The organism is Petrocella atlantisensis (genome assembly GCF_900538275.1).
Lineage (GTDB): Bacteria > Bacillota > Clostridia > Lachnospirales > Vallitaleaceae > Petrocella > Petrocella atlantisensis.
This window is the reverse complement of sequence record NZ_LR130778.1, coordinates 2,848,585-2,866,635: the sequence shown is the minus strand read 5'-3', so window position 1 is coordinate 2,866,635 and position 18,051 is coordinate 2,848,585. Positions and strand designations below refer to the sequence as shown.

The 18,051-nt window shown below is 35.8% G+C and carries 17 protein-coding genes and 1 tRNA gene; 4 read left to right on the top strand and 14 right to left on the bottom strand.

All coding sequences use genetic code 11. The annotated features are described in order from the left end of the window. Positions 1–192: 192 nt before the first annotated feature. The gene (locus PATL70BA_RS13245) at positions 193–1,209 is read right to left on the bottom strand and encodes a PstS family phosphate ABC transporter substrate-binding protein (RefSeq protein ID WP_125137814.1); all 1,017 of its coding nucleotides are present in this window, start codon (positions 1,207–1,209) and stop codon (positions 193–195) included. Between the two features lie 202 nt (positions 1,210–1,411). Further along, entirely contained in the window at positions 1,412–3,166 is a 1,755-nt protein-coding gene (locus PATL70BA_RS13240; protein ID WP_125137813.1) for an ABC transporter ATP-binding protein, read from the bottom strand. A gap of 190 nt (positions 3,167–3,356) precedes the next feature. Here PATL70BA_RS13240 and PATL70BA_RS13235 point away from each other — a divergent pair. Next, positions 3,357–3,441 (top strand) — tRNA-Leu (locus tag PATL70BA_RS13235). Between the two features lie 443 nt (positions 3,442–3,884). Here the strand turns inward: PATL70BA_RS13235 and PATL70BA_RS13230 are convergent. The 5 genes from PATL70BA_RS13230 to PATL70BA_RS13210 all read right to left on the bottom strand — a co-directional run bounded on the left by PATL70BA_RS13230 (position 3,885) and on the right by PATL70BA_RS13210 (position 9,078). After that, positions 3,885–4,415 carry a DUF5626 family protein gene (locus PATL70BA_RS13230; protein WP_125137812.1) on the bottom strand — a complete coding sequence of 177 codons (531 nt, stop codon included), beginning with the start codon at positions 4,413–4,415 and terminating at the stop codon, positions 3,885–3,887. A gap of 212 nt (positions 4,416–4,627) precedes the next feature. Next, positions 4,628–5,779: an IS3 family transposase gene (locus PATL70BA_RS13225; RefSeq protein WP_125137811.1), complete on the bottom strand. Its 1,152-nt coding sequence runs from the start codon at positions 5,777–5,779 to the stop codon at positions 4,628–4,630. Then, positions 5,769–6,179 (bottom strand): transposase, encoded by a 411-nt coding sequence (locus tag PATL70BA_RS13220; RefSeq protein ID WP_125137810.1) that lies wholly within the window; start codon positions 6,177–6,179, stop codon positions 5,769–5,771. Before PATL70BA_RS13220 ends, PATL70BA_RS13225 begins: the two co-directional genes overlap by 11 nt. Before the next feature lie 133 nt (positions 6,180–6,312). After that, positions 6,313–7,236: a helix-turn-helix domain-containing protein gene (locus tag PATL70BA_RS13215; RefSeq protein ID WP_172596244.1), complete on the bottom strand. Its 924-nt coding sequence runs from the start codon at positions 7,234–7,236 to the stop codon at positions 6,313–6,315. Between the two features lie 942 nt (positions 7,237–8,178). Then, on the bottom strand, positions 8,179–9,078 hold the full coding sequence (locus PATL70BA_RS13210; RefSeq protein WP_125137808.1) for a CAP domain-containing protein: 900 nt from the start codon (positions 9,076–9,078) through the stop codon (positions 8,179–8,181). Positions 9,079–9,315: 237 nt separating this feature from the next. Here PATL70BA_RS13210 and PATL70BA_RS13205 point away from each other — a divergent pair, with 237 nt between their 5' ends. Genes PATL70BA_RS13205 through PATL70BA_RS13195 form a run of 3 tightly spaced genes read left to right on the top strand, consistent with a single transcriptional unit; the run spans position 9,316 to position 11,658 of the window. Beyond that, complete coding sequence (locus PATL70BA_RS13205; RefSeq protein ID WP_125137807.1) at positions 9,316–10,173, top strand: ABC transporter ATP-binding protein; 858 nt, start codon at positions 9,316–9,318, stop codon at positions 10,171–10,173. Continuing rightward, positions 10,170–10,901: a fluoroquinolone export ABC transporter permease subunit gene (locus PATL70BA_RS13200; protein WP_125137806.1), complete on the top strand. Its 732-nt coding sequence runs from the start codon at positions 10,170–10,172 to the stop codon at positions 10,899–10,901. Before PATL70BA_RS13205 ends, PATL70BA_RS13200 begins: the two co-directional genes overlap by 4 nt. Before the next feature lie 43 nt (positions 10,902–10,944). Beyond that, complete coding sequence (locus tag PATL70BA_RS13195; RefSeq protein WP_125137805.1) at positions 10,945–11,658, top strand: hypothetical protein; 714 nt, start codon at positions 10,945–10,947, stop codon at positions 11,656–11,658. Positions 11,659–11,674: 16 nt separating this feature from the next. On the opposite strand, the gene PATL70BA_RS13190 is transcribed toward PATL70BA_RS13195, so the two are convergent. From PATL70BA_RS13190 to PATL70BA_RS13160, 7 genes are all read right to left on the bottom strand, one after another. Further along, positions 11,675–12,328, bottom strand: a complete 654-nt coding sequence (locus PATL70BA_RS13190; protein ID WP_125137804.1) for an HAD family hydrolase — start codon at positions 12,326–12,328, stop codon at positions 11,675–11,677. 131 nt (positions 12,329–12,459) lie between these two features. Then, entirely contained in the window at positions 12,460–14,217 is a 1,758-nt protein-coding gene (locus tag PATL70BA_RS13185; RefSeq protein ID WP_125137803.1) for a GGDEF domain-containing protein, read from the bottom strand. Between the two features lie 210 nt (positions 14,218–14,427). Next, positions 14,428–14,988, bottom strand: coding sequence for a LemA family protein (locus PATL70BA_RS13180; RefSeq protein ID WP_125137802.1), 561 nt, complete (start codon positions 14,986–14,988; stop codon positions 14,428–14,430). Between the two features lie 137 nt (positions 14,989–15,125). Then, on the bottom strand, positions 15,126–15,791 hold the full coding sequence (locus tag PATL70BA_RS13175; RefSeq protein ID WP_172596243.1) for a DUF3793 family protein: 666 nt from the start codon (positions 15,789–15,791) through the stop codon (positions 15,126–15,128). Then, positions 15,769–16,194 (bottom strand): flavodoxin, encoded by a 426-nt coding sequence (locus tag PATL70BA_RS13170; protein WP_125137800.1) that lies wholly within the window; start codon positions 16,192–16,194, stop codon positions 15,769–15,771. The genes PATL70BA_RS13175 and PATL70BA_RS13170 overlap by 23 nt, the downstream gene beginning before the upstream one ends. A 197-nt stretch (positions 16,195–16,391) precedes the next feature. Beyond that, the gene (locus tag PATL70BA_RS13165; protein WP_125137799.1) at positions 16,392–16,994 is read right to left on the bottom strand and encodes an acetate uptake transporter; all 603 of its coding nucleotides are present in this window, start codon (positions 16,992–16,994) and stop codon (positions 16,392–16,394) included. Positions 16,995–17,171: 177 nt separating this feature from the next. Then, on the bottom strand, positions 17,172–17,855 hold the full coding sequence (locus PATL70BA_RS13160; protein ID WP_125137798.1) for a YczE/YyaS/YitT family protein: 684 nt from the start codon (positions 17,853–17,855) through the stop codon (positions 17,172–17,174). Positions 17,856–18,051: the final 196 nt, after the last annotated feature.

The window sequence follows — 18,051 nt, the reverse complement described above, 5'->3', positions numbered from 1 at the left end:
CCATTTCAAAATATTACCAAAGGAAAGCTCCGATTGTACGACTTTCCTAGAATAGAATATAGCGACTCTGTCGCCTTTTAACCTTCAGATTGCTAGCGTCTGTATAAGTCCTTGACGCTTTTTAAAGTAGAACAAGGTAAGACAAGAAGCCTAGAACTCCTTGTCTTACGCCTGTTTTATTTTTTGTAAAAACTATTTAAGTGCATCAAGTTGTGCTTGGTACTCTTCATACATTGCATCTGGAAGTGGCGCAAACCCGTTGTCACCGGCTAATCTCTTAGCACCATCAAAAGATACAACATATTTTGCAAAATCAAGTACTTGGGGCTTTTCAAGTGCATATTTAACATTTAAGTATGTAAATACCGGACGTGTAAACCCTGCATAATCAAGATCTAAACCAATTGTCTCAAGGCTAGGCTCAACAGGACCATTACCAAAGTCAACTTTTACTGCCTGTAATGTATCCGTGTTTGATACATAATATCCAAAACCGAAGAAGGCAATTGCATTAACATCATTGGCTACTAAGTCTACAAGTGTAGAATAGTCTTGTTGTAAGTTCGCTGTTGCTACCATGTCTGCTTCATCAAGAATGGTTTCGTAGAAGAACTCATAAGTACCGTGGTTTTCATTTGGTCCATAGAACTTAATTTCTTCTGCTGGCCACTCAGGACGAATGTCAGCCCAAGTAGTCACATTGCCTGATGCAAGATACATATTAACGATTTCTTCTTTTGTCATTTCAGTCGCCCAAGTGTTCTCTTTATTGATAACCATTGTTAAACCGTCATAAGCAAGAACGAATTCGTATACATCCGTACCCATTTCGTAACCATTTTCTTTTAATTGAGCTACTTCTTCATCTTTAATTGCTCTTGATGCATCAGAAAAATCCGTTTCACCTGGAATGAATTTTTTGAAACCTGCAGATGAACCAGCTCTACCAACTTGTACTGATACATTTTCTTCTTCATTAACCATATACTCTTCAGCGATGTTTGCCATTAATGGATAAACCGTTCCTGATCCGTCAACAATAACTGCGCCTTCAAGTTCAGCTTCTTCTACTTCTGTCATTTCTGCTTCTGCTGGTTCTGTTTCTGTTGCTACCTCAGTTGTTTCTGCAGCTGGTTCTTCCGTTGAACCACAAGCAGCTAAACTCATTGTTAAAACACCTACTAGTAATAATGCTAATAATTTTTTCATCGAATCCTCCTCTGATAATATATAAAGTTCGTTTATTTCTGTTCACCGTTGTGAAGAACAGCACTTACTAAAGATATCATGGCATAGTAAATCCAATATGTTTTAAATGTTAAGTTTAGGTAAAGTTATAAACAATAAGCAAAAAAATAACGCCTTTAAGCCGCTATTTTTCTTTTCCATTTGTGTGTATATTGATCTTTTACTAAAGTTCATCAGGAATATAGCCTTTGAATTGAGCATGGTACAGTTTACTATATAATTGATTGTTGTTTAGTAAAGTCTCGTGATTGCCTTTTTCTTCTATACCATTCTCAGTAATCACCAAGATCTCATCTGCATTCTTGATCGTAGATAATCGATGGGCAATGACCAAACTGGTCCTACCTTTAGAAAGTTTTTCTAGAGCCTGTTGTACCTTTAACTCTGTTTCATTATCAAGGGCTGAGGTGGCTTCATCTAAAATGAGAATCGGTGGGTTCTTAAGAAATACCCTAGCAATACTGATGCGTTGCTTCTGACCGCCTGATAATCTAAGTCCTCGCTCACCTACTAATGTATCATAACCTTCTTCTAAGCCCATGATAAAGTCATGGATCTCGGCATTTTTTGCAGCTTCAATAATCTCTTCATCACTTGCACCTGTTCTACCGTATTGAATGTTTTCTCTTACGGTACCGGCAAAAAGGAATATATCTTGAGACACCAATCCGATATTGGTTCTAAGGGATGCCATGGTCACATCTCTAATATCGATTCCATCAATGCTAATTCGACCACCATCCACTTCATAAAAGCGAGGAATCAAGTGGCACAAAGTGGTCTTTCCCCCACCGGATGGTCCAACAATGGCTAAGGTGTGTCCCGGTGTAACCTCAAGGTTAATACCATCTAGAACCGTTTCATGGTTGTTATAGGAAAACACCACGTCTTCAAAACGAATGTCCCCTTTAATATTTTTAAGTTCAATCGCATTTTCTGAATCCATTATTTCCGGTTCCGTTGCCATAATCTCCATGAAACGTTCAAAGCCGGCCATACCGGATTCATATTGTTGAACAAAAGAGGTTAATCTACGAATCGGAATTAAAAAATTGTTGATATAGAGCGTAAAAGCAATAAGGTCTGTATAGCTCATTTCACCCTTATAAATCAAAAATCCTCCAAAACCAAGGGCTACTACATGAAGACTATTGGTCATGAAGCTCATACCCAACATAAAAATGGCCATTGTTTTATAGGCTATGTTTTTGGAGCCTCTAAAAATCATATTCCCTTTGTCGAACTTATCAATCTCGTAGTTCTCATTAGCAAAAGATTTGGCTACACGAATACCGGATATGCTGCTTTCAAGATCTGCATTGATACCGGCCATGCTTTTCTTGACTTCTTTAAAACCATTGGACATCTTTGTACGTTGCTTTATGGCAAACCATACCAAAATCGGTATAAATAGATAAATGGCCAATGCCAGTTTCCATTGGATCATCAGCATGGCTATGAAAGAACCCACAAGCATGATGATGGAGAGGAAAAGATCTTCCGGTCCATGGTGTGCTAGCTCCGTCATTTCATTAAGGTCATTGATCATTCTAGACATGATATGACCGGTACGGGTCTTATCATAATACTTAAAAGAAAGCTTCTGAAGATGATTGAAAAGCTCCTTACGCATATCGTATTCCATCCGAACACCAAGGATATGGCCCCAGTAGTCGACGATAAACTGAAATGCGGAACGTACCACATACATCAGTAGTAAGGCGCCAATGAAGATCAGAAAAGGCCGAAGGGTCTTATCTGATGTAGGTAAGTAATCGTTAAGAACCTGTCTGGATAACATTGGATAGACGAGATCGATTGCTGCTATAACAAGGGCACTTAACATGTCCAGTATAAATAGTTTTTTGTGCGGTTTATAATAACTGATGAATTTTTTATAGTTTTGTTGACCTGCCATACGTGCCTCCTTTATAAAATCATTTCTATCATTTAAACTTCCATAATGTAACATGATATGAACCAAAACATTATACCACAGGATACACTAAGAACCAATAAATTATTTTTATCGTCCACCTGCTCAAAATCTATTGACACTATCTTCTAACATATGATAGAATAAACTTCGCGAATCAAACATGATTCATGCAGTTGTGGCGGAATTGGCATACGCGCTAGACTAAGGATCTAGTCCATATTATTTGGGTAGGGGTTCAAGTCCCCTTGACTGCACTACAAAAAGCATTTACCTTTAGGTAGATGTTTTTTTAGCTTTTATGGGGGACTTGAACGTGGCCTGATAGCAGAAGATCCTGTGGATCTTTTTCGGCGGAAGTCCCCTTGACTGCACTACAAGTACTTGTCGATGTACTAAAATAGAGACACCATATATGGTGTCTCTATTTTTCTGCTTGAAGTTATAGATTTTAAATAACATATGGTTAATTAATAAATTAACTGTATACTGATATGGAAGTAAAAAAAGTAGCAACCTCAGGATTTTCATCTTTGGTTACTACTATGTCTACAGCCTGAAGTCTAATACAACTAGACTCTTTTTCAACAACTATCGCTTTGATATTTTTCTTAGTATTACTATGATTCCTACGAATGTCATTATACAAACTATACTAGTAATGACAATGAAAATCTCGATCATTAATAAACACCTCAAATCAACTAAATGTTAAAGTAATTTTATTGTCTAACCCAGTTACAGTTCCTTTAATCCATACAAAAGCAGAAATTACATCATACCATGATGTTACAGTCGTACTTAGCCTTCCATAAGTACTCGTTTTCTTAAGTTCTGTACCAGAACTGCTACTTCCAAAGCAAAGAACTCTTTCATCGTAGACATTAACAACTGCATTATTAGATACATCCATATAGAAACTCATATTTACAATAATACCAGTGTATTTAACTTTCCATGTTCTTGTTGAAGATGCTGACATAACAGAGAGAACTCCTAAGGGGCTTTCATTTTTTACTTCCTTTGAAACTTCTTCTAGAGTGACAGTAAACTCATTACCTTCTTTGTCAATTCCTTCATACTTTTGCACTTTTTCATTATTAGTAGTTGAAAAAGTAATTTGGTTTTCTATTTCTTTATGTTTCTTTGAGCTGTTTTCTTTTGCAGAAATATTCACAGATAATGATAATAATAGTACAAAACATAATCCTAAACTTAAAATTTTTCTCATTATACTTCCCCTTCACATATTACCAACCATAAGGTAATTCAGTCATAATTGAAATAGTTACATCTTCTTTAATTTGTGTCTTGTCATTCTGAATAACAGACGACAAATTTGTTACATTAGATAGCAATGTTAAACAAGCAATAATACACACTAACACCCTCATATACGGAAATTTTTTGACATGTTGTCACGTTACCCATGTTTATAGTTTCTTAAGATGCTTTCACATCTTGTTCTTTTTTCTCTTCTTTTTTAACTGGATTTAACCAAACTTCATCTTCTATACTCCAGTTACGCATTGCTCCTGGCCATCGTTCTGGATGCTTTGATTTAGCTTCTTGATATACTTTCGTTCTTGCTTCTAATATTGCTTTATCTTGCCCCGTGTGCCTTTCATTTGGGCTTATAAAGCATAATCCGCTGTGCTTATGTTCGTTGTTATACCAGTTCACGAATTGTCTGACCCATAACCTTGATTCATTCACACTATTAAATCCTCTTGGTTGATAATTAGGTCTATATTTTAATGTCTTAAATAAACTTTCTGAATATGGATTATCATTACTTACTCTTGGTCTACTTCTGGATGGTACAATGCCTAAGTTATACAAGGTTTCAAGCATTGTTGCACCTTTCATAGGACTTCCATTATCTGAATGTAAAACTAATGGTTTATCATTCAGCATGATTTTTTCATCCATATATGCTCTTTTGATTAGATCACTTGCATGAAGAGCAGACTCTTCTTCCCACACTTCCCAGCCAACTATTTTACGGCTGTACATATCCAAAATCATATATAAATAATAGTGTTGTCCTTTAATTGGTCCTTTTAAATACGTTATATCCCACGTCCATACGTCACAGGCTTTTGATGCTTTATGGGTTTCCATTGGCCTCTTAATTGGGGCTCTTGATCTTCCTCTATGCACTAACTCTTTATGATTTTTAAGGATATTATATATTGTTGTTTCTGACGCTAAATATATTCCTCGATCCGCTAATATCGGTACTATTTGGCTCGGGGCTAAACTACTAAACTCTTCAGTATTACATACTCTTAGTATCTCTTGTTCTTCTTCTTTGCTGATTTTATTCTTAGGTTCTGGTCTCTCACAGGTTTTTCTTTTATCTATATAATCACTGTCTTTCCAGCGATCGAACGTTCTTGTATGAATTTTTATAATTTCACAAGCTTTATATAATCTTGCTCCATTTTCTACAGCTTCACTAATTAGCTCTACAGCTTGTTTACGATCTTGGGCACTAATTAGTCTTCCTCGTTGTCCGTTCCCCATATCGCATTGGCCTTTTTCCAAGTACCAATAATGCTGCCGCTTCTGCGCTTTTTCCTTACGATCCAGCTCTTTTTGTAACTTTTCTTTTTTTTTCTTTTCTTAGCTCTTGATTGACTTTACTTGTTCTCTCTGATGTTCCACCGTTAGCCTGCATGCAAGCATCTTTCCATTCTTTTACTTGTTCTGGGTAGATCCCTTTTTTTCTACAGTACTCTGAGAACTCGATTTCACTTAAGTTTGCTGTTTCTAAAACAACTAGAAATTTATCTTGGGTACTCCAATTTTCTGCTTTTTTATACTTTGTTGTTGATGATAAACCTGTTCTTTTGACCTCATCACGCCATCTATATAACGTGTTTGCATTGATTCCTGTTTCTTTATGAATATCACTAATCGACTCTTCACCACTAAGTATTCTAGATAGTATCTTTTCTTTTTGTTCCTTACTGTACTTGTTATAACTCATCGTTGTTCTCCTCTTCTTCGAGTATTTATCATACTCTATTTGAGGGTTAGTGACAACTTCCGTTTAACAGAGGGTATACAATTCCCTCCTTCTGAGACAATTGTATAATTAGTTAAAGAAATATGTAAGAGAATTATACTTCCCCTTTTTCAATATCATAGTCGAAGTCTATCTCGTTCTCATTCATCACCTTATCTATTGCGGATTTCATTCTCATATTATCATCAAATAAAAATGATAAATACATAAATTTCTTATAGTATACCTTGTAATAAGAATGGTTTCCTAACTTTTTCTCTGCATTTGCCAAATACATGTATGTTCCTGCTAAAAACTTAACAATATAACAATCTTTGCAAAGGAGAATATTTGATAGGGCATATTTAATAGTTTCTTCATATAATTCCAAGTCATAAGATAACCTTACCAGATTATATTGAAGTTTTACACGATTTTCATTATCCAGTAAATTATGTAATAGTATGTTAGATTGAATACTCTTAAATATTTCAAATGCTATATCCTTATTCCCACTATATGCCTCATTTACAGCAGTAGCGTTACAGATGTTTATATCTAGTTCATCACAGAATGTTGAAGCCAAATGTTTAATAACATCTTCTATAGAATTGCAACCAAGTGCATCAAGAAATATGTACTTTGCAGAATTATAATCTTTACTATTTTCATAGATGCAAACACCTTTGTAATAACGCAATTTCTTTAATATTGATGATGACAAATGAATTATATTATCATGTAAAAGACTGTCTACCTTCTTTTCGAGAGATTGATAATCCCATTGAATCAAAAGGTTTTCAATTTCTCTTATTCTCTCAAACAACTCTAATCCATATTTTTGAATATCATTATTGATTAGTAAATGAATATCACCACCTAACCTCTGTGAAATCTTGCAAATAATATCATAGGTTGGCGAACTGTACCCCTTTTCAATATTTCTCAAATGTCTAATAGTACATATTTCATGTGCTAACTTTTTTTGAGAAATATTCTTCTGACGCCTTAAGTAGTTAATTATTATCCCCTCATGCATTATTCCCCTCCAAATTAAACATTTAACATTATCATAAAACATGTAAAGAATTGGTTTGGTTTTTCTTCAAGACCAACTGATACTACCGGAATTACAGGTTCATAACCCTAGCTCTCATAGGCACCATCGTCCTATTGTTACTGTCAATAAATGGCTGTGCATCTATAAAGAGTCACAGGTTCACCATCTATTCTAACCTGAATTGGCTTTACTGTTGTGTCTACATTTGTACCTATGGAACTAAGTACAACCAACGGCTAATTAACTGCAAAAAATACACAGACACAAAGTGAGTTTTTTTGCCAATTAAGTATTATTGAATTTTCAAGAGTATGTTCTTTCAGTACCTCAGCACCAATTTATTATTGGTATTTTACCAGTATCTTCAAATCCACGAAAATCCATCATCCTTATACTCTTTATATATACCCTCTTTTTTATCATTTTAACGAAACTTTCTAAGCATTTGTTTTTTCACCTACAAAATATATAGGATTAAAACATTGAATCAACATTGTAAAGCTATTGTATATTATATCATAACTGTATTTTTTTATTATTTAACTAAATGCTATCATAAGAAAGTAACCTCATGCACTTGTCAGTCTTCAAGACAAGATGCTAAAATGAAAACTTTCTTATGAAATTTGCAAGACAGCAGGAGCTGTCCGCCGACTTTTGGTGCAGGACGCACCAACCGGAGGCCGTAGTCATATGCACTGTGGAAGGGTTTTCATGGGACCCACCATTAAAACCCCATTCATTCTATCCCCAGCTTATATCAGGGCGTAATAAAATCTAATTTCATCATCTAAAAAAAGTCCCTAAGCTTTTTTCACTTAGAGACTTGGTTTACTCATTAATATAGGGATTACCCCAAGATTTGACAAAGAGCCTTTATTAATATAGCTGTTACTCAGAATTAAACAAAGAAGGTATCTTTTAATCCGTAAATAGTTGTGTCCACAAATAACCATACTCGGTTCGCGCTACAACACCGATACCTATTTTGTTAAGATTTGGACTTAAGATGTTTTTTCTATGGCCTGGTGATGCCATCCATCCATCTACTACTTTTTTTGCTGTTGTATGACCTGAAGCGATGTTCTCTGCCAAGTAACGGTAAGGTACACCATGCATGGCTACGATATCTACCATGCCACCATGGACCGGTGAAACATGTTCAAAATAATCATTAATCAGCATATCGTTGGATTTGAAATAAGCTGCTTTTTCCAACTTGGCATCCATAACCAACTTATGTAACCCTGCTTTTTCTCTTTCTATATTAATCAGTCGAAGGACTTCATAGGAGAGTTCTTGGTTTTTTATGACGGTCTCGACGGTACCTTCCGTATCAATTACGACTTTGTTCTTAGCGCCGTCCCAGAATACATTAAATCCAAATGCAGTACCCATATCTCTAAGTTTATAGTATGTATTACCATTAATAACATAACCTGTCATAGATAATGGAACACCGTTTTTTAAAATTTTGGCTTTACTGATGCGCACATCATTAACCGCACTTTCATCTTCTGATGATTTGCTGACATAGCCATCTAAATAGGGTTTACCCGTTTCAATGATTATGGTCGCAGTATCCGGATTCCATGTCACATCAAAGGCTTTTTGACTGTCATTGACATAGTGTGCTATGTCTCTAAGCATAAAGTAGTTGTTACCTTGGATGTTATAGGCTCTGGGTGAAATTGTTTTATTGTCAACAACTATATTGGCTGTTGTTGATACTGTATATATCGACTGGCTTGCATGAATGGGTATCATCATCGTTAAGATCATACTCAGAACTGTCAAACCGGTCACGATTGTTTTTTTCATTCGAATAACTCCTTAGTCGTGGGCTTATATAGATGGGTCACACCCTACATTATGACTACCTTATCCCCCATTGTCAATCCTATGCCCCTAGTACTAATGCCTCATTATCCCCTTAACTAGCGGGATCTTGTAGTAACAATTGACCCGCAACGACAATAATGCTATTATTTTATGTAAGCTTTAACTTTTATCTCATTTAGCTAAATATTTATCATTATGTAAACCAAGGAGGCTTCAATGATTCATATAGATAATTTGAACTATATTTATCCAAAATCAGGCAAACATGCTATTAAAGGTATTGATTTTAACATTGAAAAAGGCGAAATCTTTGGATTTTTGGGGCCTAGTGGCGCAGGAAAAACGACGACCCAGAGATTAATCATTGGCCTTCTTACAGGTTATGAGGGTCAGATTCAGATATTAGGCAAGGAACGTCGGCTCTGGCAAAAAGATATTTTTGAGAAGATTGGTGTTGCTTTTGATTTTCCTAATCTCTATCTAAAACTGACCGCACTTGAAAACCTTAAGCTTATTGGTTCTTACTATAAAAACTGTCCTAAGGATTTTGATTCCCTTCTGGATATGGTCGGTTTGCTCGCTGATAAGCACCAAAGGGTAGAAAACTTCTCTAAAGGCATGAAAATGCGCCTTAATTTCATTAGGTCTATCATGCACGATCCGGATCTCATGTTTTTTGACGAACCCACTTCAGGATTAGACCCCGTGAATGCCCGTATCATCAAGGATCAGATTCTATATATGAAATCCAAAGGCAAAACCATTTTTCTGACCACCCATAATATGACGGTAGCTGAACAGCTCTGTGATCATGTTGCTTTTATCAATGATGGTGTTGTCTCTGCCATAGATACACCTTCCAACTTAATGGTTGAACATGGTAACGCTTATGTGAAGCTACGGTATATGCACAATCAACAAGAAATGGAAACGGACTTTCCTCTTAAGAATCTTGGCGAAAACAAGGACTTTAAAGAAATTTTGGATCAAGATCGGATTATTACTATACACAGTGGTGAAGCTACACTTGAAGATGTATTTATTAAGTTTACAGGAAGGAAGTTGATCGGATGACCACCACAAAACCTTTTAGATCAGGTGTACATGGTCAGCGTCTGCTGTCGGCTCTTAAAGCAGATGTTTTATTTCAATTCAAACAAGGTTTTTACTTTGTTTATTTGATTCTAAGTCTATTTTATCTCATAATATTTCATCAATTGGATACCACATGGCTTCCCTATATTATGCCTATTGTACTTTTTATGGACCCTTCTGTCTTAGGTTTATTTTTTATCGGTGGTATACTGCTCCTTGAAAAGGAACAAGGCATATTGTCTTTAATCTATGTAACCCCTTTACGTGTCTGGGAGTACATCTTAAGTAAGATCATATCCCTTTGTTTTATCTCTTTAATGGCCATTTTGTTGATATCCTTAATCGCATATAAAGATGCTGTTAATTATGTGTATTTGATCATCAGCGTGATTCTGACTTCGGTATTTTTTACGCTAATCGGCTTTCTGGTTGCAACAAGGTCCAAATCCGTTAATGATTTCTTTGTAAAAATCATTCCTTGGATGATGATGCTCATACTTCCGTGTGTCCTATTGGTCTTTTATCCTAATCTGCTGGTGCTTGGTCTTATTCCCAGTGTTGCTTCACTCAAATTGGTTTGGGGCGCCTATCATGCTATGCAATTAGGTGAATTTATAATCTTGGTTCTATATATGACTGTACTTAATGTCTTCTTACTGAAATATACCTATAAGGTTTTTCAGAATAAAATGGTTCTTGAACAATAGAAAACAGACTTCACTTAGTTGTATTACCATTAGGAGGTAAGCCATGTTAAAACTCATATATTTAAAAAGTGATCTCAAACAATTGTTTCGAGAGCCTATGATGACCTTACTTTTTTTAATTCCACTCATTATATCACCCTTTTTTAGGCTCATTCTAGACATCGGTGTTCCCTTCTTGCAGAGATATGTCACTTTTTCGGTTGACGCCTACCATAATTATATTTTGGCTTTTGTTTTACTCATGGTCCCTGCTATGTTGGGTGTTGTCATGGGTTTTATGTTACTGGATGACAAGGACGGAAAGATTATTGAACTTTTAAGTGTTACCCCTTTTGGACGCAACGGTTACTTGATGGTTCGACTCACTTTTGTTGCCATGGCCACACTTATCTATACCTTTTACACCTACTTGGTAATGGGGCTATATATACTTCCAATCCAGATTTTGTTTTTTATCGGTCTATTACTGTGCTTCTATGGCGCTAGTATCGGCATGATATTCTTCAACCTTGCAACCGATAAAGTAAAGGGTTTAACGTATGCCAAAGGTTTAAATATTATGCTTTTCTTTATACTGGTTGATTTACTTCATATCCCTTGGTTGACCTTTCTTGCCAGTTTTTTTCCAACTTATTGGATCTATAAGATTATAGAAAATAAAAATACGGCCATTCCAATCGTTCTTGGACTGACCGTGCATGTTGTTTGGTTTATACTATTGCTTTGGATTACTGATAAACGAAAAATAAATATATAGATTATAATTAAGTAAATCAGGCTACTTCGTAATTGGCATCAATAATAATATCTAGTACTTTTTCTGCCGATTCTAAAGTATGGTCAGGTTTAACTTGAACTTTCTTTTCTGCTGATAGCTGGGACCAACCGACAAGAGCACTGCTAACATTCGCTGCTTTGGCAGCTACAATATCATGAGCTGTATCGCCTATAAAAAGTGCTTGTTCGGGTTCCATCCCAAGTATGGATAAAGCTTTTAATATGCCTTCCGGAGAGGGCTTTGTTTCTTTTATATCATCTCTTGTTATTGAACAGTCGACCCATTGATCAATTGCCAATAGTTTCAGACCTTTATCCAGTGCTATACGACTGTTATTGGTAACAATGCCTATCTTGTAGCCTAATTCATTTAGAACGCGTATAAGATGTACCATACCAGGAAATGGTCTTGCCATAGTGTCATGATTGCGTTCATACCAGCGTTTGAATTCTGCAACAAGCCCCTCGAAATGAATGGCATCTATATAAGCCATCTGAGCTTCTAGTGTTTTACCTGTTAGAATTTCAAGTTCCATAGGTGTTAATGGGCATCCTCTATGCTTTTTCGCTATCAGGTTCAAGCCTTCTTTAATTAGGCTATTGGTGTTGATAATGGTTCCGTCAAAATCAAATATTACCGTCGCTATCATAAAATACCTCCCAAGTCATCTATTTACAACTTCATTTTAACTTATTCACATTATGCTCAAATACACTGGTTATTAAACTTATGTAAATTATTATACATATTTCTTTTATAGTTTCATTGTTATACTAGTACTTAGACAACCAATTTATAGACTGAGCCTTCAATTGCTTTGACCTGTCGTTTTAATTGGCTCATAAATTCCCCTAAGTTTTCCGGGGTTATAAAGGGTGTCAATGGCCCATGGTAAGCTGCTATGGATATGGAATTCAGTGGGTAGCTATGTTGATTATTATATCGGTCCTTTGAGATATAGCAGCCTTTAAGATAATCCTCTTTAGAAAAAAATGATGCTAGTAAGCTATCGAAGGTTTCACAAATCTCTTTTCCGATTGCTTCCACTTTTATTGCATCTGCTTTTACCAAAGCAACAAAATCATCGCCTCCTATATGACCAGCAAAATGCTTGTTACCATACTTGTTAATAATATCCACGATGATGTTTGCTGTTGTTTTGAGAATATGGTCTCCTTTTTCAAAGCCATATACATCGTTGTATGCTTTAAAATGATCTAAGTCAATATATAAAATTCCAACCTTTTCCCCGTTACTAATGTACTGTTCCATCATTTGCCTTATAATGATATTCCCAGGTAAAGAGGTTAGTGGATTCTGTTGTTTTGCATAAAGTTTCTCGTATTCTGTCGAATTCCTAATTAAATCGTATATGGTTGTTATACCATAATATCTAGAACACTGGGTTACAATGATATCATCATAGAGATTGACTTTTTCTCTTTGCATGGCAAGTGTTAATACCTTAGTTACAGGTGTATAATAATCTACCATCAAAGGTCTTGAATCCATTAGTATTTCAACCGGTCTATGAGAATATAAATCAAAGCCATAACGGTCAGCCAGTTTACTGTTCAAATAATTCTTCATAATAATACCTTCAGGGTATCGTTCTCTTGATATCAGGCAAATACTGTCCATGGCTTCTCGTTCCATTATGCCCTTAATGACACAACAGGAGGTGCTTCTGTAATACGTACTATTGGGTTTAGCGATTTTCCCTACACAATAATAAGCCGCATCAAATGAGAAGGCATCCACAACATCTTTGTTAATCTGAAGTATTAAATCACGAACTTGCGGAATATAAATCACAATCGTTTCAGAAGGTTTATAAAACAAAAACCCTTGTGCTGCATATACATCTAACTTAATAAGAGCTTCTAATTCCTCAACTGTCTCAACACCTTCTGCGATTAATTTAATATGGGTTTCTTTTGCCATGGAAACCAAAGCTTTAATCATAGATTGCTTGAAACTATCCTTATCAATATTACGAATGAGATCCATGTCTAGCTTTACGTATTCGGGTTTTACTTCTGAAATCGTTTTAAGCCCAGAATAGCCGCTTCCCATATCATCAATGGCTATTTTGTAGTTCTGGCTTTTATAGTGTGAAGTTAATGCTGTAAAAGTGGTATAATCTTCAATGGCTGTCCGCTCAGTAATCTCAAAAACAATGTTTTTTGAGTCAATTCTATATTCTTCAAGGTATTTCTTCGTAAACCCTTTTGTATATCCAGGCTCTTTAAAAACATTCGGATCTACATTTAAAAACAATAATCTATTTGAAGGCAAGGCTATGGCGTTTTCTATAGCCTTCTTGCGGAATAACATCTCTAACTCCCATACACAACCTTCAGCTTCAGCCGCTTCAATAAGAGCTATTGGTGAATGATAAGGTGTGTTAACCGGACCTCTACTCAACGCTTCATAACCGATGATCTCACCGTTATGCAAAGAGATAATCGGTTGATAATGTGCTGTAATTTGCTCTTTTTCAATAATCTCACCTATTTGTGATGTATGACTAACCATGGCAGCTCCTTTATGTGTGACTTACTTCATCATCCATAGTTCTAAAGTACCACAGCTGTGTTAATTTTATATATGCTTATTGTTAATTCCCTTTAGTTTCTTCAGACTTTCAACCATAAGAGTTTGCCCATATCGGGCAAACATAAAAAAGACTTTACCCATCGTAAGGGATAAAGTCTTTTTTTTATTGTGCATTTGATTGACAGACGGCTATCTTTTGAAGCTAACCGTTGGTGCTGCTTGTTCGCTAGTATCTAACTGAAAATACGGTAATTCTCTGGCACCAAAGATATCGGCAAAAATATTGTTAGGGATGGTAATAATAAATTGATTATATTTTAAGACTGAATCATTGTAAAACTGTCTATACATGGCAATCTTTTGCTCAAGATCCTTTAGCTGACTTTGTAGATCTAAGAACCCTTGGTTGGCCTTTAAATCCGGATACTGCTCGGATACAGCAAAGAGCCTACCAAGCATTCCTGTCATCATAGCTGATGATTGGATGACTTCATCTTGGGTCTGAGCACTTAAATACATATTTCTGGCTTGGGTGACCTGATTTAGGGTTACCTGTTCATGAGCGGCATAGGCGCTCACTGTTTCTACAAGGTTAGGTATTAAGTCCGCTCTCATCTTTAACTGAACATTAATCTGTCCCCAGCTGCTATCTACCTTTGTTTTGTTGCCAATCATTTTGTTATAAAACAGTATCATCCATAATCCAAGAAGTATCAGTAATGCAACAATGCCAATCCCTAAGTACAACATTTGGTATGCCTCCTTTTATATTCGTCTTACTTTATTATAGCCTAATTTATAGGAATGAAAAAGAACCAATGTGACTTTATCACACTTGAAAACTAAAATATTATAACAAAAAAGATTCCAGTTGAACTGAAATCTTTTTATGATACTAAAATATGAGCTGTTTTCATTGGTGAAAGACCACTTAGAATGCCTTCAGTTACTTTTGCTCTTGCTTGATCATAACGCTTGAACTTACTGATGGCTTCTTCTGCTTTTGTATATACTTTCCAATAGCCGACAACAATACCTTTGCCATCTGTCTCTTTTATATACTCAACCACATCTTCTAAGTGATAACCAAGAAAAAGTCCTACTTCATGGGGACATTGTTCAACAAACCTCGAAGATAAATGTTTTAAAACTTCTATTAAATTCATTTTCGAGTTATAACCAAATATTTCTAAAAATTCTATGTTATCTCTATTTTCAATGATTGTCTCTAACAACTGATTATGAAAGAAAAGAATCACCACATGATTTTCATCACGTTTCATTTCATAGTACGACGTTTTGGTAGTTTTTCCTATCTGATCTTTATATTTATCCCATAAGAGCAATACGTCCAAACGTTTGGTGGAATTTTTTAGCGTAATCAAAGATGCAGGCTTCTCCTTTGAGAAGGTTGCTGCACCATGAAATAGAAGCTTATAAAGAATATAATCATAATCGTCCAGTTGTTCAAGTCGTTTCATAGGTTCCATTAAATAGGTCTTTTTCATAGAATTATGCCTCGTTTCATTATTATTGTCCAAGTTGTCTTCCATAATCTCTACATTGTTCCAAACCGCCTTCATCAGGCGCTTCATTAATGATTAACCCTTCTTCGATTAATTCACAACCATATGTCACCATACGTTTTTCCCAATCTCTCATCCATTCTCCATCGCCCCACCCATAGGAGCCAAAAAGGAAGACTTTTTTATCTTTTACGGCTTCTTCAATGGATTCAACAAAAGGTTCCATCTCATCCGGATCCAACACCTCATTGCCCATAGATGAGCAACCAAGAGCAATCACTTCTGCATCTAAAACATCATCAACTGTTGCATCCTCTACGCTCAGTAGTTTCACTTGATCTGCTACTTCTTTTGCGCCTTCAAATAAGGCTTCTGCCATCATTTGAGTATTTCCGGTTCCACTCCAATATATTATGGTTATTTTACGCATCTTTTATCCTCTCTAACTTAGCCTGATTTTTTTTGATATTGATATTCAATCTCATCATATGCCTTTATTATATACAGAATCCAGATACTTGTCAATAGGAATAGGGTGAAAGGGTTCTGAAGTTGTACCCCCAAAAAAGAATAAAAAAGTCTACCTCGATTACGGTAGACTTTCATGATTTAACTCGATTTTAATGGTTATGCTTTGGCAATAATCGGTGCACCCATCGGTAATACCGTTTTTCCAAACTGTCCGTTAATAATTAATGCAGCTGATCCATAAAAACTCAATAAAGAAATAATAAACTCAGCGTAAGCGGCTAACTGATGCATAGGTCCTTCTAAGATACCAAGTGTAGAAAAGGAAAGCCCAATGAATAAAAAGTTAATGAAAAAGAAAATTAAAAATAGTACTTTATTGGTGGTTAAAGCGCCAATTGTCATATATAAGGTGAATATCAAGTAACCAACAAATGCGATTCCAAGTTGCTTGGTATCTGCTGTACTTGCTAGCGCCTCACCAAATACGCCGGCCTTTGTCATCCATGTCATCGCAACACTAAACCAGAAAAAAGCGTATCCGCCAAATGCCGTTGCCCCAAACATATTGTTCTTCTTTGCATCTTGAATAGATGCATAAAGCTGTGCACTAGCACCTAGAAAAATTGCCCAAGGTATCACCAAAGACACACCATCTGTTAAACCTAGCTTTTGTGATGCTGCTACCAATGTAACCATAGCCAGACCAAACAAACCTAGTGGTGTTGGATCTGCTACTGTAATCATTCTTTTTTCTTCCATGTTCGTCCTCTCATATCTATCCTGTCGGTTTTCGTACACTTATTCGGTTGTATAGCCCAAAGAAGCGCCATTTTGTAGTATACGCCTTGATGGATATGATTTCAAGAACTTTTTTTGCTCTAATTGTACTTTATAAAGACTTAAGTGTTTGTTGTTATGAATATGTCTTTATCTATACTAACTGGTTTCTGTTACAGATTCCAAATCGGCTTTTACCTTACCTTTAAAAAGGAATTGATAGGTTTCATAAAAAGTTTCATGTTTAATGTGCGCAGGGTCGAATTTTAATACCTTGAAGGTGGTTTGAATACAGTAGCCGATACCTGTAGCAGATAAGATTGTCCCAACACCAAACATACCGCCTAAGCGCCAACCGATAAAAAAAGCAGTCAGTTCCACCATACCACGACAAATACCAATAGGTAGTTTGGTCTTTTTTCTGATTACGACCATCAGATTATCTCTAGGTCCTGCACCAAATCCTGAGCCAATATAAAAATAAGAACCCAGTGCTATAATAAAGAGTCCCAGAACCAACATAAGAACACCTAATACAAAATGCTCCATCACCGGTAAAATATCAGCGGCAATTAATACATCCATAAAGGTTCCAATAAGTAGTACATTAAGGAGCGTTCCAATACCGATTTTCTCACCAAATATTATACCGATTATGGCAAATCCAAAACCTGATACGATAACAACCATACCAATCTTCATACCAAGTGCTTGTGCTATACCTGCATGAAAAACTTCCCAAGGTGCATAACCCACCTGCGCATTCATACAGAGTACGATTCCAAGTGCAAATAAGAATAAGCCTAATATTAAACGCAATAAGCGTACGATAAAAACTTTCATGTTACCACCTCATGTCTCCACTCTTTAATGAGAAAAAAAGACTTCCAGATTTCTGAAAGCCAATTTTATATTCTCTAATTCTCATACTATCTATGGTTAGAGCCTAAAACTAAGCTCACTAGTTCTCTTTCAATCTATAGATTACGTTGATGCTTTCGTAACTATATCTTGTAAGAGAAAGTTCGGCTATATAGTT

Bases quoted from the DNA above. Each gene is read 5' to 3' on its own strand.
- PATL70BA_RS13245 (WP_125137814.1), bottom strand. From the start codon at position 1,209: ATGAAAAAATTATTAGCATTATTACTAGTAGGTGTTTTAACAATGAGT.
- PATL70BA_RS13215 (WP_172596244.1), bottom strand. From the start codon at position 7,236: ATGCATGAGGGGATAATAATTAACTACTTAAGGCGTCAGAAGAATATT.
- PATL70BA_RS13170 (WP_125137800.1), bottom strand. From the start codon at position 16,194: ATGCGTAAAATAACCATAATATATTGGAGTGGAACCGGAAATACTCAA.
- PATL70BA_RS13160 (WP_125137798.1), bottom strand. From the start codon at position 17,855: ATGAAAGTTTTTATCGTACGCTTATTGCGTTTAATATTAGGCTTATTC.
- PATL70BA_RS13220 (WP_125137810.1), bottom strand. From the start codon at position 6,179: ATGAGTTATAACAAGTACAGTAAGGAACAAAAAGAAAAGATACTATCT.
- PATL70BA_RS13165 (WP_125137799.1), bottom strand. From the start codon at position 16,994: ATGGAAGAAAAAAGAATGATTACAGTAGCAGATCCAACACCACTAGGT.
- PATL70BA_RS13190 (WP_125137804.1), bottom strand. From the start codon at position 12,328: ATGATAGCGACGGTAATATTTGATTTTGACGGAACCATTATCAACACC.
- PATL70BA_RS13240 (WP_125137813.1), bottom strand. From the start codon at position 3,166: ATGGCAGGTCAACAAAACTATAAAAAATTCATCAGTTATTATAAACCG.
- PATL70BA_RS13180 (WP_125137802.1), bottom strand. From the start codon at position 14,988: ATGTTGTACTTAGGGATTGGCATTGTTGCATTACTGATACTTCTTGGA.
- PATL70BA_RS13200 (WP_125137806.1), top strand. From the start codon at position 10,170: ATGACCACCACAAAACCTTTTAGATCAGGTGTACATGGTCAGCGTCTG.
- PATL70BA_RS13195 (WP_125137805.1), top strand. From the start codon at position 10,945: ATGTTAAAACTCATATATTTAAAAAGTGATCTCAAACAATTGTTTCGA.
- PATL70BA_RS13205 (WP_125137807.1), top strand. From the start codon at position 9,316: ATGATTCATATAGATAATTTGAACTATATTTATCCAAAATCAGGCAAA.
- PATL70BA_RS13210 (WP_125137808.1), bottom strand. From the start codon at position 9,078: ATGAAAAAAACAATCGTGACCGGTTTGACAGTTCTGAGTATGATCTTA.
- PATL70BA_RS13230 (WP_125137812.1), bottom strand. From the start codon at position 4,415: ATGAGAAAAATTTTAAGTTTAGGATTATGTTTTGTACTATTATTATCA.
- PATL70BA_RS13185 (WP_125137803.1), bottom strand. From the start codon at position 14,217: ATGGTTAGTCATACATCACAAATAGGTGAGATTATTGAAAAAGAGCAA.
- PATL70BA_RS13175 (WP_172596243.1), bottom strand. From the start codon at position 15,791: ATGGAAGACAACTTGGACAATAATAATGAAACGAGGCATAATTCTATG.